Source organism: Pseudomonas sp. TE3552 (genome assembly GCF_056278945.1).
In genome coordinates, this window is the sequence record NZ_JBWBQJ010000001.1 from 5598623 (window position 1) to 5614148 (window position 15526).

Annotated in this window: 13 protein-coding genes; 6 read left to right on the forward strand and 7 right to left on the reverse strand. The window is 60.6% G+C overall.

Annotated features, from left to right (window positions below; genetic code table 11):
• Positions 1-111 precede the first annotated feature (111 nt).
• The 4 genes from ACZ9BB_RS25320 to gcvH all read left to right on the forward strand — a co-directional run bounded on the left by ACZ9BB_RS25320 (position 112) and on the right by gcvH (position 4780).
• Positions 112-1116 (forward strand): extracellular solute-binding protein, encoded by a 1005-nt coding sequence (locus ACZ9BB_RS25320; RefSeq protein ID WP_476217232.1) that lies wholly within the window; start codon positions 112-114, stop codon positions 1114-1116.
• A 214-nt stretch (positions 1117-1330) separates the two neighbouring features.
• The gene (locus tag ACZ9BB_RS25325) at positions 1331-2947 is read left to right on the forward strand and encodes an ABC transporter permease (RefSeq protein ID WP_476217233.1); all 1617 of its coding nucleotides are present in this window, start codon (positions 1331-1333) and stop codon (positions 2945-2947) included.
• A 316-nt stretch (positions 2948-3263) separates the two neighbouring features.
• On the forward strand, positions 3264-4346 hold the full coding sequence (gcvT, locus tag ACZ9BB_RS25330; protein ID WP_476217235.1) for a glycine cleavage system aminomethyltransferase GcvT: 1083 nt from the start codon (positions 3264-3266) through the stop codon (positions 4344-4346).
• 50 nt (positions 4347-4396) lie between these two features.
• Positions 4397-4780, forward strand: coding sequence for a glycine cleavage system protein GcvH (gene gcvH, locus ACZ9BB_RS25335; protein ID WP_476217237.1), 384 nt, complete (start codon positions 4397-4399; stop codon positions 4778-4780).
• Between the two features lie 48 nt (positions 4781-4828).
• On the opposite strand, the gene ACZ9BB_RS25340 is transcribed toward gcvH, so the two are convergent.
• Complete coding sequence (locus ACZ9BB_RS25340; RefSeq protein ID WP_476217239.1) at positions 4829-5968, reverse strand: DegT/DnrJ/EryC1/StrS family aminotransferase; 1140 nt, start codon at positions 5966-5968, stop codon at positions 4829-4831.
• 153 nt (positions 5969-6121) lie between these two features.
• On the opposite strand from ACZ9BB_RS25340, the gene gcvP reads away from it, so the two are divergent.
• Positions 6122-8995, forward strand: a complete 2874-nt coding sequence (gcvP, locus tag ACZ9BB_RS25345) for an aminomethyl-transferring glycine dehydrogenase (protein ID WP_476217241.1) — start codon at positions 6122-6124, stop codon at positions 8993-8995.
• Between the two features lie 71 nt (positions 8996-9066).
• Here gcvP and ACZ9BB_RS25350 read toward each other — a convergent pair whose 3' ends face one another.
• From ACZ9BB_RS25350 to ACZ9BB_RS25370, 5 genes are all read right to left on the reverse strand, one after another.
• The gene (locus ACZ9BB_RS25350; RefSeq protein WP_008076034.1) at positions 9067-9387 is read right to left on the reverse strand and encodes a DUF2388 domain-containing protein; all 321 of its coding nucleotides are present in this window, start codon (positions 9385-9387) and stop codon (positions 9067-9069) included.
• A 68-nt stretch (positions 9388-9455) separates the two neighbouring features.
• Complete coding sequence (locus ACZ9BB_RS25355) at positions 9456-9893, reverse strand: NfeD family protein (RefSeq protein ID WP_476217242.1); 438 nt, start codon at positions 9891-9893, stop codon at positions 9456-9458.
• An 11-nt stretch (positions 9894-9904) separates the two neighbouring features.
• Positions 9905-10819 (reverse strand): SPFH domain-containing protein, encoded by a 915-nt coding sequence (locus ACZ9BB_RS25360; RefSeq protein ID WP_007940374.1) that lies wholly within the window; start codon positions 10817-10819, stop codon positions 9905-9907.
• 257 nt (positions 10820-11076) lie between these two features.
• A complete protein-coding gene (gene tfpB, locus ACZ9BB_RS25365; RefSeq protein WP_476217244.1) occupies positions 11077-12861 on the reverse strand; it encodes a type IV pilus assembly ATPase TfpB in 1785 nt (594 codons plus the stop codon).
• 90 nt (positions 12862-12951) lie between these two features.
• Entirely contained in the window at positions 12952-13290 is a 339-nt protein-coding gene (locus tag ACZ9BB_RS25370; protein WP_476217246.1) for a hypothetical protein, read from the reverse strand.
• A gap of 126 nt (positions 13291-13416) precedes the next feature.
• On the opposite strand from ACZ9BB_RS25370, the gene ACZ9BB_RS25375 reads away from it, so the two are divergent.
• Complete coding sequence (locus ACZ9BB_RS25375) at positions 13417-13887, forward strand: Lrp/AsnC family transcriptional regulator (protein ID WP_007940379.1); 471 nt, start codon at positions 13417-13419, stop codon at positions 13885-13887.
• 159 nt (positions 13888-14046) lie between these two features.
• Here the strand turns inward: ACZ9BB_RS25375 and ACZ9BB_RS25380 are convergent, their stop codons facing one another.
• Positions 14047-15414 carry a CYTH domain-containing protein gene (locus ACZ9BB_RS25380; protein WP_476217248.1) on the reverse strand — a complete coding sequence of 456 codons (1368 nt, stop codon included), beginning with the start codon at positions 15412-15414 and terminating at the stop codon, positions 14047-14049.
• Between the last annotated feature and the right edge of the window lie 112 nt (positions 15415-15526).

Genomic DNA, 15526 nt, shown 5'->3' on the forward strand with positions numbered 1-15526 from the left:
ATTCATTCGATTGTGCAACATCCGGTAACGCCTCCACCCACTGTTTGATTGAGATGCGAAATGTGAGTCCTTATCATTTGCCCTCACTTCCCCATTCGAGAGACCGCTTCCATGTTGGCACCCAAGCGTCTACTGACTGCACTGGCCCTGACCCTGATTGGCAGCACCGCCGCCCAGGCCGCCGACGAGGTGGTGGTTTACTCCTCGCGTATCGATGAGCTGATCAAACCGGTCTTCGATGCCTACACCCAGAAAACCGGCGTGCAGGTGAAGTTCATCACCGACAAGGAAGCGCCGCTGATGCAGCGGATCAAGGCCGAGGGTGAAAACGCCACCGCCGACCTGCTGCTGACCGTCGATGCCGGCAACCTCTGGCAGGCCGAGCAGATGGGCATCCTCCAGCCGTTCACGTCCAAGGTGATCGATGCCAACATTCCGCTGCAATACCGCGCATCCTCCCATGCCTGGACCGGCCTGAGCCTGCGGGCGCGGACCATCGCCTACTCCACCGACCGGGTGAAGCCCGGTGAGCTGACGACCTACGAGGCGCTGGCCGATAAGCAGTGGGAAGGCCGCCTGTGCCTGCGCACGGCAAAGAAGGTCTACAACCAATCGCTGACCGCCACGATGATCGAAGTCCATGGCGCCGAGAAAACCGAGAAAATCCTCAAGGGCTGGGTCAATAACCTGTCCACCGACGTGTTTTCCGACGACATCGCCGTGCTGGAGGCGATCAACGCCGGTCAGTGCGATGTCGGCATCGTCAACACTTACTACTACGGCCGTCTGCACAAACAGAAGCCGGACCTGCCGGTGAAGCTGTTCTGGCCGAATCAGGGCGACCGTGGCGTGCACGTCAACCTGTCGGGCATCGGCCTGACCAAACACGCACCGCATCCGGAAGCCGCCAAGGCGCTGGTGGAGTGGATGACCACGCCTGAAGCGCAGAAGATTTTCGCTGACGTGAACCAGGAATTCCCGGCCAACCCTGCCGTTCAGCCTTCAGCTGAAGTGGCGAGCTGGGGCAAATTCTTGGCCGATACCTTGCCGGTGGAAATCGCTGGCAAGCGTCAGGCTGAAGCGATTCGGATGATGGATCGGGTTGGCTGGAACTGAAGCCACCGTTGCTGTGGCGAGAGGCTTGCCTGTGGCGAGGGAGCTTGCTCCCGTTGGGGCGCGAAGCGACCTTGAAGGCATCGGACTGCGCTCGATCGAGATGATCTGATAACCTCCTGCGGCTGCTACGCAGCCGAACGGGAGCCAGCTCCCTCGCCACAGAGTGGGGCCGACTGCCGATCTGCGTTGGCACCAAATTTTCTAGAGAACTACCTTGGCCCACCCCGCCCAACGCCGCTGGTATCCCCTGGTCTTCGCCATTGCTGCGCTGGTCCTGCTGCCCCTGAGTGTCCTGCTTTTTTCCTGGCAAACCATCGATCAGCAGATCTGGTCCCACCTGTGGGGTACCCAGATGCCGCGGCTGCTGGGCAATACCCTCACGCTGGTACTCGGCGTCGGTTTCGGCGTAACGTTTCTGGGCGTCAGCCTGGCCTGGCTCACCAGCCTCTGCGAGTTCCCCGGGCGGCGTTGGCTGGACTGGGCGCTGATGCTGCCCTTCGCAATTCCTGCTTACGTGTTGGCATTCGTTTTCGTTGGCCTGCTGGACTTCGCCGGCCCTGTGCAAACCCTGCTGCGCGAATGGTTCGGCAGCGGCCTGAGGCTGCCGCGAGTGCGCTCCACCGGCGGTGTGATTCTGGTGCTGGTGCTGGTCTTCTATCCCTACGTTTACCTGTTGGCGCGTAGCGCATTCCTGGCCCAGGGCAAAGGCCTGATGGAAGCGGCGCGAGTCCTTGGGCAATCTCCGTGGCAGGCGTTCTGGCGGGTTGCATTGCCGATGGCACGCCCGGCCATTGGCGCGGGGGTGGCGCTGGCGCTGATGGAGACCCTGGCGGATTTCGGTGCGGTGTCGGTGTTCAATTTCGATACGTTCACCACCGCTATCTACAAGACCTGGTACGGCTTTTTCAGTCTCTCCACCGCTGCGCAACTGGCCAGCCTGTTGCTGTTGGTGGTGATGGTCGTGCTGTACGGCGAGCGCCGTGCCCGTGGGGCCAACCGGGCGAGCAACGAACGGCCGCGGGTCAAGGCGTTGTATCACCTGCACGGGGTCAAGGCGCTGGCGGCCATGAGCTGGTGTGGTCTGGTGTTCGCCTGCGCCTTCGTCATTCCCGTGCTGCAACTGATGGTGTGGTTCTGGCAACGCGGGCGCTTCGATCTGGATGAGCGCTACGCCGGGTTGATCATGCATACCCTGTACTTGGGTGGCATGGCGGCGTTGATCACTGTCAGCGTCGCGCTGGTGCTGGCATTTTCCCGTCGCTTGGCGCCGACCCGGGCGATCCGTTCCGGCATCAGCCTGGCCAACCTCGGCTACGCCTTGCCGGGCTCGGTGCTGGCGGTGTCGATCATGCTGGCGTTCAGCTATCTGGATCGCGAACTGGTGATCCCGCTGTCGGGCTGGCTTGGCGGCGCGGGCAAACCGCTGCTGCTGGGCAGTCTGTCGGCGTTGTTACTGGCCTATTTGGTGCGCTTCATCGCCGTGGCTTATGGGCCGCTGGAAAGCAGCCTGGCGCGAATACGGCCTTCTTTGCCCGAAGCAGCACGTAGCCTTGGCGTCAGTGGGCCACGACTGTTTTTCAAAGTGTATCTGCCGCTGCTGCTGCCGGGCACGTTGAGCGCGGCGTTGCTGGTGTTCGTCGATGTGCTCAAGGAAATGCCCGCGACCCTGCTGATGCGCCCGTTTGGCTGGGACACGCTGGCGGTGCGGATCTTTGAAATGACCAGCGAAGGCGAGTGGGCGAGGGCCTCGTTGCCGGCACTGACCCTGGTTTTGGTCGGGCTGTTGCCGGTCATCGGATTGATCAGAAGGTCGGCACATCGAAACGGCTAGGCGCCCTGTCTCGCGAATCCGTCCCGAGTTTGACGAGTGACTGTTATTGCCAGGCAAGGCGCCGTGACGAGTCATAGCTCGCTATGGCGAGGAACGGCAACGCAGCATGGCAATAACAGGCGCCGTCAAAACGGGACAGTGATTCGTGAGACAGGGTGCTGTGCCAGTCCTACACCTTGCGGCTACAATGCGCGGCATTCGGTGCGGTCCGTCTTTCAGACCGGGTCGCTGAAATCGGCTGAAAGCCTTTATTTCAAGGCATTTCATCCCGTACAGCGTCTGTCCGCACCTTCGCCACGCCCGGAAGGAGAAACCCATGGGACAGCGTACGCCTCTGTATGACCTTCATCTCGCCCTCGGCGCGAAGATGGTCGATTTTGGCGGTTGGGATATGCCTTTGCATTACGGCTCGCAGGTCGAGGAACACCATCAGGTGCGCCGCGATTGCGGGGTTTTCGATGTATCCCACATGACCGTGATCGATGTTGACGGCCCCCAGGCCAAGGCCTGGCTGCAATATTTACTGGCCAATGACGTCGAACGTCTGCACAGCCCCGGCCGTGCCTTGTACAGCGCCATGCTCAACGAGCACGGCGGCATTGTCGATGACATGATCGTCTACCGCCTCGAGGACGGTTATCGGCTGGTGGTCAACGCCTCCACCCGCAATCAGGACCTGGCCTGGATGCAGGCTCACCTCGGCGACTTCGATGTGCAGCTCAACGAGCGCTCCGAGTTGGCGATGCTGGCCATTCAAGGGCCTCACGCCCGGCATAAGATTGCCGAACTGGTGACCCAGTCCCGCAGCACACTGATCCAGCAACTCAAACCCTTCGAAGGTCAGCCCGACGGCGACTGGTTCATCGCACGTACCGGTTATACCGGCGAGGACGGTCTGGAGATCGTGCTCCCGGCCGATCAGGCGCCGGCTTTCTTCAACGATCTGGTGGGCGCAGGTATCTCACCGATCGGCCTCGGTGCGCGCGATACCTTGCGGGTCGAAGCCGGCATGAACCTCTACGGTCAGGACATTCATCAAGAAGTTTCGCCATTGGCCTCCAACATGGCCTGGAGCATTGCCTGGGAACCGGCCACGCGCCAGTTCATCGGCCGCACGGCTCTGGAAGCCGAACAGGCCGCTGGCGTGCAGCACAAACTGGTGGGTCTGGTCCTTGAAGAGCGTGGGGTTTTGCGGGCGCATCAGGTGGTTCGCATCGCCGATGTTGGCGAAGGGGAGATCACCAGTGGTAGTTTCTCTCCTACGCTTAGCAAGTCGATTGCACTGGCGCGCGTACCGGTGGCCACCGCCGACCGCGCTGAAGTGGAAATCCGTGGCAAGTGGTACCCGGTTCGAGTGGTCAAACCGACCTTCGTCCGCCACGGCAAAACCTTGATCTAACTTTTTTTGGCGGGCAATGACCGCTGATATTTTTCTTGAGGACACAGAACATGAGCGAAATCCCTGTCGACCTGCGTTTTGCCGAAAGTCACGAATGGGCCCGTCTAGACCATGATGGCGGCGTGAAAGTGGGTATTTCAGACCATGCTCAGGAAGCCTTGGGTGATGTGGTGTTCGTCGAACTGCCGGAAATCGGCAAAGTGTTCGCTGCCGGTGAGACTGCGGGTGTCGTCGAGTCGGTCAAGGCTGCGTCGGATATCTACTCGCCGGTCTCCGGTACAGTCATTGCCGTCAACGAAGAGTTGGCCAACAGCCCGGAACTGGTCAACAGCGCGCCTTATGACAGCTGGTTCTTCAAACTTGAGCCAAGCGATACCTCTGAGCTGAACAACCTGCTCGACCCGGTGGGCTACAAGGCTGCCATCGGCGAGTAATGCCCGCCTTCGCAGGAGCTGCCTTTGGCAGCTCCTGCGAAGGTCGAATCAAGGCCGCAAGGCGGTTTTCACCGCAGCCACCGAACGCTCGACATCCGCTTTATCCATGGCCGTGAACATCGGTAGCGAGACGATCAGTCGTCCGACCCGTTCGGCTACCGGGAACATGCCTTCCTTGAACCCGCGTTCGCGGTAAAGGCTCAGCAGGTGAATCGGCGGGTAGTGATAGCCGATACCCACTCCCAGCGCCTGCATCTGCTCCATGAAAGTAGCCCGTGCCGGTTTGCCATCCTGGCGTTCCGGGAGTACCAGTTGGAACAAATGCCAATTGCTGTTCGCGAAATCCGCCGGGGGCAGTTGAGCACCGTATTGCGCTTCGAAGTCCTCGCCGAAGCAAGCGAAGTAATGTTTGGCCAGCTCACGACGATGAGCGGTGATCGCTTCGATGTGGGCAAATTGACCCAGGCCAATGGCTGCCGCGACATCGGTCATGTTGAACTTGCCGCCCAGCACATCAACGTCCAGCCCGTCGAAACCACTGCGGGTGACACCCTGCAAGCGGTACTTTTCCGCCAGCCGCGCTTCCTCGGCATTGTTCAGTACAAGGCAACCGCCCTCCGAACAGGTGACGTTCTTGTTCGCCTGGAAACTGAAGGACACGAAATCGCCAGTCGCACCGATTCGCTGCCCGTTCCAGCTCGAACCCAATGCTTGAGCCGCATCTTCCACCACTCGCAAACCATGCTTTTTTGCAATCGCATAAAGGCGCGCCATGTCCACGGGCAGTCCGGCGAGAAACACCGGGATGATGGCTTTGGTGCGCGGGGTAATTGCAGCTTCAAGCTGCGCCAGGTCGATATTGCGGGTGACCGGGTCGATGTCGGCAAACACTGGTGTAGCGCCAACTTCCAGAATCACGTTGGCGGTGGCTACCCAGGAAATCGGCGTGGTGATCACTTCATCGCCCGGTCCGACTCCGGCAATTCGCAACGCGATCTCCATGGTGCAGGTGCCGGAATTGAACGTACGCACCGGGCGCCCGCCAAAATATTCCGAGAGTTGCGCTTCAAAAGCCTGCACCTTGGGGCCACTGGTAATCCAGCCCGAGCGCAGCACATCGCTGACAGCGGCAATCGTGGCTTCATCAATGGTGGGTTTGGAGAAGGGCAGGAAAGACAGTTGGCTCATAAATGTAGTTACCCGATCAGCGAACGTTTGTAGGCGCCGAGGATGATGATACGGATTGTCCAATAGCGCCACGCCATCCGTGCGGGTATCGACTGCTATGCTGGTTTGACCGTATTGCATCGACGCTGAGCGCCAGTCAAGAGAGAGCCCGTCATGTCCCAGTTGCCGTCCTTGAGTCAGTTACGCGATCCCAATGTCTTCCTGCGCCGCCACCTCGGGCCCGATGCCGCCGAGCAGCAGGCGATGCTCGACAGCCTCGGCCTTGGCAGCCGGGTCGAGCTGATCGAGCAGACGGTGCCGCCGGGAATCCGCCTCAACCGACCGCTGGACCTGCCGCCCGCCCTCGACGAAGAAGCCGCGCTGGCCAAGCTGCGCAGCTACGCCGAACAGAATCAGGTCTGGACCAGCCTGATCGGCATGGGTTACCACGGCACCCTCACGCCGGCCGTCATCCTGCGCAACGTGCTGGAAAACCCCGGTTGGTACACCGCTTATACGCCGTATCAACCGGAGATTGCTCAGGGCCGTCTCGAAGCGTTGCTGAATTTCCAGCAGATGACCATCGACCTGACCGGCCTGGAACTGGCCAATGCCTCGCTGCTGGATGAAGCCACGGCGGCGGCCGAAGCCATGGCCCTGGCCAAGCGGGTCGCCAAATCCAGGAGCAACTTGTTTTTCGTCGATCACAATTGCCATCCACAAACCATTTCCGTGGTGCGGACCCGGGCCGAAGGGTTCGGTTTCGAGCTAATCATCGACGCTGTGGATAACTTGAAACAGCACCAGGTGTTCGGCGCGCTGCTGCAATATCCGGACACCCACGGTGAAGTGCGCGATCTTCGTCCGCTGATTGATCACCTGCATGCCCAGCAGGCCCTGGCCTGTGTGGCGACCGATCTGCTGAGCCTGTTGTTGCTGACCCCGCCAGGGGAACTGGGCGCCGACGTGGTGTTCGGTTCATCTCAGCGATTCGGCGTGCCCATGGGTTACGGCGGCCCCCACGCCGCGTTTTTTGCCAGCCGTGATGAATACAAACGGGCGATTCCCGGGCGGATCATCGGTGTGTCGAAAGACGCTCGCGGCAACGTCGCGCTGCGCATGGCCCTGCAAACCCGCGAGCAACACATTCGTCGGGAGAAGGCCAACTCGAACATCTGCACCGCCCAGGTGCTGCTGGCCAATATCGCCAGTTTTTACGCGGTCTACCACGGTCCGGAAGGTCTCAAACGGATTGCCCAGCGCGTGCACCGACTGACCTGCATCCTCGCTGCCGGCCTGGAGCGCCACGGCATCACACGTCTGAACCCACACTTCTTCGACACGCTGACCCTGGAGGTCGGCGGCACTCAGACGGCGATCATCGAAAGTGCCCAGGCGGCGCAGATCAATCTGCGCATTCTCGGCCGTGGGCAACTGGGCCTGAGCCTCGACGAAACCTGTGACGAAAGCACCGTGGCGAAACTGTTCGATGTGTTCCTGGGTGCCGACCATGGGCTCGACGTCGACGAACTGGACGCTGAAACCCTGGTGTCCGGCATTCCCGCAGAGTTGCAGCGCACGACGCCTTATCTGCGTCATCCGGTGTTCAGCACTCATCACAGCGAAACCGAAATGCTGCGTTACCTCAAGCAGCTGGAGAACAAGGACCTGGCGCTCAACCAATCGATGATCCCGCTGGGCTCCTGCACCATGAAGCTCAATGCCACCAGCGAAATGATCCCCATCACCTGGCCACAGTTCGCCAACCTGCACCCATTCGTGCCGAAAGAGCAGGTGGTGGGTTATTCGTTGATGATCGAGGAACTGGAACGCTGGCTCTGCGCGATCACCGGTTTCGATGCCATCTGCATGCAACCCAATTCAGGCGCTCAGGGCGAGTACGCCGGGTTGCTGGCGATCCGCAAATATCATGAGAGCCGCCATCAGGGCGCGCGGGATATTTGCCTGATTCCGTCTTCGGCCCACGGCACCAACCCGGCTTCGGCGCAAATGGCCGGGATGCAGGTGGTGATCGTCGAGTGCGACGAGGCGGGCAATGTCGATCTGGATGACCTGAGAGCAAAAGCCGCGGAAGCGGGGGACAACCTCGCCTGCCTGATGGCGACGTATCCTTCGACCCACGGGGTATACGAGGAAGGCATCAGCCAGATCTGTGAAGTTATCCACAGCCATGGCGGTCAGGTGTACATGGATGGTGCCAACCTCAACGCGCAGGTCGGATTGGCGCGACCGGCAGATATCGGTGCCGACGTGTCGCACATGAACCTGCACAAAACCTTCTGCATTCCCCATGGCGGTGGTGGGCCGGGCATGGGGCCGATCGGAGTCCGGGCGCACCTGGCGCCGTTCGTCGCCAATCACCCGGTGGTGCCGATCGACGGCCCGCTGCCGGAGAACGGCGCGGTGAGTGCGGCCCCCTGGGGCAGTGCAAGTATTTTGCCCATCAGCTGGATGTACATCGCCATGATGGGGCCGCAACTGGCGGATGCGAGTGAGGTGGCGATCCTCGCCGCGAATTACCTGGCGCAGCATTTGTCCGGGGCATTCCCGGTGCTCTACACCGGGCGCAATGAGCGAGTGGCCCACGAATGCATCCTCGATTTACGACCGCTCAAGGCGCAGACCGGGATCAGTGAAGAGGACGTTGCCAAGCGGCTGATGGACTACGGCTTCCATGCGCCGACCATGTCGTTCCCGGTACCGGGAACGTTGATGGTCGAACCGACCGAGAGTGAGTCGAAGGCGGAACTGGACCGTTTCATCGGCGCGATGCTGAGTATCCGCGCGGAAATCACCGAAGTGCAGAACGGCAACTGGCCGGCGGAGGACAATCCGTTGAAGCGCTCACCACATACCTTGGCTGATATCACTGGCGTTTGGGAGCGGCCGTACAGCATCGAGCAGGCGGTAACGCCGGATGCTCACACCAAGGCCCATAAGTACTGGCCGGTGGTGAACCGTGTGGACAATGTCTACGGTGACCGCAACCTGTTTTGCGCGTGTGTGCCGGTGGACGAATATCGCTGAAGTCGCTGGCCCCTGTATCGCACGCAAAAAAATGCCGCTCATATGAGCGGCATTTTGTTAAGCAACGAACCTTACTTCGAGGCGATGGCATTCTTCGCCAGGATGGCGTTCGCCAGTTCCATGTCCGTGGCTTGCAGGCCAGGGTTGTCGGCACGAACTTTCTGTATGGCGGCTTCCAGATAGGGGCCGCGAATGGCGCCGTCACTGGCGACAAAGCTGCCGGCGTCGTCCTGAGCGGCGACGACCAACTTGTGATCCCTGGAGGTCAGGTAGGACGTACCGGTGGTGGCACCGGAAGTAAGGACGTTACGCAAAAAGCTGTCATCAGCCATCGCCGAACCGACTTGAAGGGACAACACGGCGAAGGTAGCGACAGCAAGTTTGAGACGCATAAAAGGTGACTCCACTGGGTTTTAACTGCGGGCTTTGATTGCCAATAACCCAAACGAGTTCCGTGACGTTAGTCGGCTCGCTCCACCAGTAAAATCGCCCCTTGTTGCCCGACCACCCGAACACGGCTGCCGGATGCGGTATCAGGCCCTCGGGCCATCCACACGCCGTCGGCGACCTTGATCTTGCCGCGGCCGTTAACAATCGCTTCGCTGACCACGAACACCTTGCCGATCAGCTCTTGCCCTCGCAGGTTCAGGTTCGGCTGATCGCTGGCCCGCACCACACTGCGCTGACGTCTCCACCAGTACAGGGCGGTGAGGATCGAAAAGACGGCAAACAACAACACCTGCAATTCCCAGGGCAAGCCCGGTATCAAGAACGTCAGCACGCCGACGGAGGCGGCTGCCATGCCGATCCACAGCAGATAACCCCCGGCGCCGAACACCTCGAGGATCAGCAACAGCGTGCTCAGGGCCAGCCAGCTCCAGAACGAAAACAGTTCCATGGGGAGCGACCTCAGCCTTTCTTGCCGTCGAAGGTGGCCTTGACGATTTCGCCGATGCCACCGACTGCACCGATCATCGAACCGGCTTCGAGCGGCATCAGGATCACTTTGCTGTTGTTGGCCGAGGCCAGTTTGCCCAAGGCATCGATGTACTTCTGTGCGACGAAGTAGTTGACCGCCTGCACGTTACCGCCGGCGATGGCTTCGGACACCACTTTGGTGGCCTGGGCTTCGGCCTGGGCCTGACGTTCCCGGGCTTCGGCTTCGAGGAAGGCCGCCTGACGGCTGCCCTCGGCTTCGAGAATCTGCGCCTGCTTCTTGCCTTCGGCGGTGAGGATCGCCGAGGCGCGCAAACCTTCGGCTTCCAGAATCTGTGCGCGTTTGATCCGCTCGGCTTTCATTTGCCCGGACATGGCCGCCATCAGGTCGGCGGGCGGGCTGATGTCCTTGATCTCGATCCGGGTGATCTTGATGCCCCACGGTGCGGTGGCTTCGTCGACGGTGCGCAGCAGTTTTTCGTTGATGTTGTCGCGCTGGCTGAGCATCGCGTCCAGCTCCATGGACCCGAGTACGGTACGGATATTGGTTTGCAGCAGATTGCGCACGGCATGTTCGAGGTTGTTCACCTCGTAGGCGGCCTGGGCGGTGTTGACCACCTGGAAGAAGCATACGGCGTCGATCTGCACGGTGGCGTTGTCGGCGGTGATGACTTCCTGGGGCGGAATGTCCAGTACGCTTTCCATCACGTTGATCTTGCGGCCGATGCGGTCCATCACCGGGATGATGATGCTCAGTCCTGGCTTGAGGGTGTTGGTGTAACGGCCGAAGCGTTCGACCGTCCATTCAAACCCTTGGGGCACCACTTTGAAGCCCATGAAAAGAATGGCCACGACCAGCGCGACGAAGAGAATCAGTGCAATGCTCATAACGGTCCCTGTCCAGTCTGGATTGAGTTGCGATGACCAGAGTGTAGGGCAAAAGGCTTGCTATGCGACTTGGAGGGGGCGGGGACTATGGCTGATACCGTCAGTGTGGCGAGGGGGCTTGTCGTAAAACCGGCAAATGCATTCTTCCTGACACAATGCGTTTGCCGAATTTAGGGCCGCTGCACGCCCCAGCGGGGGCAAGCCCCCTCGCCACAGGTTTTGCTTCCGGCGCTTTTTGCGTAGGCATTAGGGGATGCCTATTTCTGCTCACTCTGCGGTGTCACCCGCAACACCTCTTCGATCGTGGTCAAACCCGCCGCCACTTTCTGCGCCCCTGATAACCGCAAACTGCGCATGCCTTCCTTGAACGCCTGACGCCGGACTGCCAGCAAATCGGTATCTGGGTTGATCAGCGCTTTGATGCCGTCCGTCAGTTGCATGATTTCGTAAACCCCGGCACGACCGCGATAGCCGGTTTCGCGGCATTCCAGGCAACCGATGGCGCGCTGGGCATTACCTGGCAGTGGCGCTTGCCAGGGCCGGGTCAGGGTTTGCCAGTCGTCCTCGCCCAGGGTCAGCGGTGCCTTGCAGTGCGGGCACAACGTACGGACCAGGCGCTGCGCCATGACCCCGAGCACCGTGGCTTTGATCAGGTAATGCGGCACGCCGAGCTCCAGCAGGCGGCTGATGGCGCTCGGGGCGTCGTTGGTGTGCAACGTCGACAGCACCAAGTGGCCAGTGAGTGCGGCCTGAATCGCCATTTCGGCGGTTTCGAGGTCGCGGATCTCGCCGATCATGATGATGTCCGGATCTTGCCGCATCAGCGCGCGCACACCGGCGGCAAAGGTCAGGTCGATGTTGTGCTGGACCTGCATCTGATTGAACGCCGGCTCGACCATTTCGATCGGGTCTTCGATGGTGCAGAGGTTGACCTCCGGCGTCGCCAGTTTCTTGAGGGTGGTGTACAGCGTGGTGGTCTTGCCCGAACCGGTCGGCCCGGTCACCAGAATGATGCCGTTGGGTTGGCGGGTCATGTCCTGCCAACGGCGCAGGTCATCGGTGGAAAAACCCAGCTGATCGAAGTCCTTGAGCAGTACTTCCGGGTCGAAGATCCGCATGACCATCTTTTCGCCGAATGCGGTCGGTAATGTCGACAGCCGCAACTCGACTTCGCCGCCATCCGGGGTTTTGGTTTTGACCCGTCCGTCCTGGGGTTTGCGTTTTTCCGCGACGTTCATCCGCCCCAGGCTTTTCAGGCGGCTGACGATGGCCATGGTCACCTGCGGCGGGAATTGATAGACGTTGTGCAGCACGCCGTCGATGCGAAAGCGCACCGTGCCTTGCTCGCGCCGGGGTTCGATGTGGATATCGCTGGCCCGTTGCTGGAACGCGTACTGGAACAGCCAATCGACGATGTTGACGATGTGCGCATCGTTGGCGTCCGGCTCCTGGTCGCTGGCGCCGAGGTTGAGCAACTGTTCGAAGTTGCCCAGGGTGCTTATTTGTTGATCAGCGTTGGTGGCGCCGGTGACCGATTTAGCCAGGCGGAAAAACTCCACGCTGAAGCGCTGGATGTCCACCGGGTTGGCCACCACTCGCTTGATCGGCAACTTCAATACGTGGGTCAGGTCGGCTTCCCAGCCATTGACGTAGGGTTGGGCACTGGCCACGGTGACGGAATCGCGGTCGATGGCCACCGCCAGAATCTTGTGGCGTTGAGCGAAGGCATAGGACATCAACGGCGTAATGGCCGCGACGTTTATTTTCAGTGGGTCGATGCGCAAGTAAGGCTGGCCGGCCTGCTGGGACAACCACAGCGTCAGGCTTTCCAGATCGAGGTGTTTGCCGGGACGGCTGAGGTCGTCCAGGTGTTGGCTGGCGATGAATTCCAGCGGGTGCTGCTGACCATTTATGGCGTGACGGCGGCGGGCGTTGAGCGCGTGCTCGGCCGAATCCTGGCTGATAAAGCCTTGGGCGACCAATTCACGCAGCAAATCATTGAGGTCCAGCCAGCGGTCCTGAGTGGCGAGTTGAACGGACATGCGGGCTCCTTTTGAACAACCGTTCGCAAAGGATAGTCGCGCACCCGCAGACCGTTGGGCCACTACCCGACCAAGGCGTGACGTTTCTTTTCAGCCTGCCGCCTGAGCCGGCGCTTCCCACGCAGAATCAGCCGCTTGCAGGTTCACCGAGCAGACGCTGATCAGGTTACGTAATTTTTCCGCGATCACTTGGGCACGGTGCCAGCTCAGGCCGTCCATGACGATGTCGATCGACAGCAGATCGTCCATGCGCTGCACGTTGACCTGTTGCGGCGTCAGAAACTGCAGGGCGAACAGGTTGAGCGCCCGGCACAGCAAATCCGGCTCGGCCTCGGCCAGTAGTTGGTAATGAACGCGGCAGTGGGCATTGCTGACGTTCCAGACATCGGCGCGGGCGGGCAGGGTGTTTACGGCTTCAAGAGGCGGCATGGTCGGGCTCCAAAATCACTGGAGAAATTTTTACATTCGGTGCCGGGTATTTCTTATCTATGATGGGGCTTATTGACGGTTTATCGAATCGATCAATTCAAGATCATATTATTTTCAGGTTTTTCTATGCACAGCGAGTTGGATGGCTACGACCGCAAGATTCTCGCGTTGCTGCAAGAGGACGCTTCGCTCTCCAGCGCGCAGATCGCCGAACAGGTGGGGCTCTCGCAGTCGCCGTGCTGGCGGCGGATTCAGCGGATGAAAGAGGAGGGGATCATTCGCGGTCAGGTGACATTGCTCGACCGCAAGAAAATCGGCCTGAACACGCAGATCTTCGCCGAGATCAAACTCAACGCCCACGGACGTTCGAACTTCACCGAATTCACCGAGGCGATTCGCGGCTTTCCCGAAGTGCTGGAATGTTATGTGCTGATGGGGGCGGTGGATTTCCTGCTGCGGATCGTCACGGCGGACATCGAAGCTTATGAGCGCTTCTTCTTCGAGAAGCTGTCGATGGTGCCGGGGATACAGGAGGTCAACTCGATCGTGGCTTTATCCGAAATTAAGTCCACGACGAGTTTGCCGGTGTTGCGCTGACTGACGTGTCAGAGGGCTTTTGTGGCGAGGGGGCTCGCCCCCGTTCGGCTGCGAAGCAGTCGTAAACCCAGCCAACCCGTTATGCCTGATGCACCGCGTTGGCTGGTTTTGGGAGTCCTTCGGCCTCCAACGGGGGCAAGCCCCCTCGCCACAGGGTATTTACAGGCGCAGCAAAGTCTTCCAGGCGCGGTTCTGATACACCGCAATCGCCTGCTGCTTACGCGCATCCAGCGATTCATCAGTGATCGGTTCGTTGGCCAGTTGCGCCAGTTTGTTCAGCTCACCATACAGGCGGTCCATTTCGGGGATGTCCAGTACGTTGCGAGCGTGATGCAGCCAGGCCTGGATGCGCTCGATGCGCGGCAGCTGTTCGGCCAGGTCTTCCGGCTGTTGCTGGTAACGCTGCAATTGCAGCGAGTTGGCTTCTTCGCCCAGCAGGCGTGGCAGCCAGCTAGCCAGTTGTGCTGCGCCCTGGCGATTGCCGCGGGTATTGCGATCGGCGGCCCAGGTGCGGGCCAGCAACCAGCGCGATGTGTTCAGCGAAAACAGGCCCCAGCGCGGGTCTTCGAGTTCTTCGAGGAACTGCTCCGGCGCGGCTTTGCGCACGTCTTCGTCGTCCAGGCCGGCCTGTACCAGCGGGCGCCAGTCTTCCAGCAAGGCGTCCAGCGCGACCCGCAGATCGTGAGTCGACTGACGCGGTGCGGCCTGACCGAGGCTGCTGATCAGCGCGCGCATTTCAGCGAGGTTCTCGACCCAGTCCTGCAACAGGCGCCAGTGGCCATTGAAACGATACTGCTCGGCCAAGCGCTGGCTGCTGCTCAGCAAATGCCAGCTCAGGGCGGCGAACGCATCGTCCAGCGGCATTTCGGCGGTGATCTGCGGTGCTGGCAAGCTCAGCGAGTAGCTGTTGGCGTCGAACAGGCGATAACCGCGTTCGGCCTTGCTGATGTCGCATGGCATCAGCGGCAGGGTGGCAGCCAGTTCGGCGGCCAGCTCCAGCAGCGCGGCCGGTTCGCCTTCGCGCAGTTCCAGTTCCAGCTCGCAGATTTCTTCTTTCTGCTTGCCGACCACTACGTGGCCCAGGTCCAGTGCGGCTTCGATGACCACTTTGGTCTTGCCACGGCCCCAGGCGATTTCTGCGCGTTCGCGAACGAAATCGGTGGTGAAGATGGCTTTCAGGGCTTTCTTGTCCAGCTCGGCCAGTTCTTCGGGCCAGCATTCGCCGTCGAGCTTTTTCACGTCGAGTTTGGCTTTGGCCAGGGGCCAGTCGTACTCGTGACGCTCGGACAGACCGGCGACGCTCTGGCCACGGGTCTTGAGGGTCTGAATCACTTCGTCGCCATCGCGGCGCAGGCGCAGGGCAACCTTGGCGCGGGCCAGGTCGCGCTCGGGCGTGTCGAAGTACTGGTTCATCAACTCACGGCGTTCCCAGCCACTTTTGTTGCGTTTTTTCAGTAACGGGTGCTCGCGCAGGGCGGCGAGGGTTTCGCGGCTGACGCGGAGTTTGATTTCGGTTTCTTTCTGCATGGCCGGAAAATCCAGGATCGGGAGCGCAGCCGGGGGAATGTGTGGCTGCCAAGGTCGTGCAGTGTACAGGACTGAAGAGGTGTAGGGTCTGTTGACACTTGGTGACGCCGTG

Coding starts and splice junctions, on each gene's coding strand:
- ACZ9BB_RS25320 (WP_476217232.1), top strand. CDS start 112: ATGTTGGCACCCAAGCGTCTACTGACTGCACTGGCCCTGACCCTGATT.
- gcvT (WP_476217235.1), top strand. CDS start 3,264: ATGGGACAGCGTACGCCTCTGTATGACCTTCATCTCGCCCTCGGCGCG.
- gcvH (WP_476217237.1), top strand. CDS start 4,397: ATGAGCGAAATCCCTGTCGACCTGCGTTTTGCCGAAAGTCACGAATGG.
- ACZ9BB_RS25340 (WP_476217239.1), bottom strand. CDS start 5,968: ATGAGCCAACTGTCTTTCCTGCCCTTCTCCAAACCCACCATTGATGAA.
- gcvP (WP_476217241.1), top strand. CDS start 6,122: ATGTCCCAGTTGCCGTCCTTGAGTCAGTTACGCGATCCCAATGTCTTC.
- ACZ9BB_RS25350 (WP_008076034.1), bottom strand. CDS start 9,387: ATGCGTCTCAAACTTGCTGTCGCTACCTTCGCCGTGTTGTCCCTTCAA.
- ACZ9BB_RS25355 (WP_476217242.1), bottom strand. CDS start 9,893: ATGGAACTGTTTTCGTTCTGGAGCTGGCTGGCCCTGAGCACGCTGTTG.
- ACZ9BB_RS25360 (WP_007940374.1), bottom strand. CDS start 10,819: ATGAGCATTGCACTGATTCTCTTCGTCGCGCTGGTCGTGGCCATTCTT.
- tfpB (WP_476217244.1), bottom strand. CDS start 12,861: ATGTCCGTTCAACTCGCCACTCAGGACCGCTGGCTGGACCTCAATGAT.
- ACZ9BB_RS25370 (WP_476217246.1), bottom strand. CDS start 13,290: ATGCCGCCTCTTGAAGCCGTAAACACCCTGCCCGCCCGCGCCGATGTC.
- ACZ9BB_RS25375 (WP_007940379.1), top strand. CDS start 13,417: ATGCACAGCGAGTTGGATGGCTACGACCGCAAGATTCTCGCGTTGCTG.
- ACZ9BB_RS25380 (WP_476217248.1), bottom strand. CDS start 15,414: ATGCAGAAAGAAACCGAAATCAAACTCCGCGTCAGCCGCGAAACCCTC.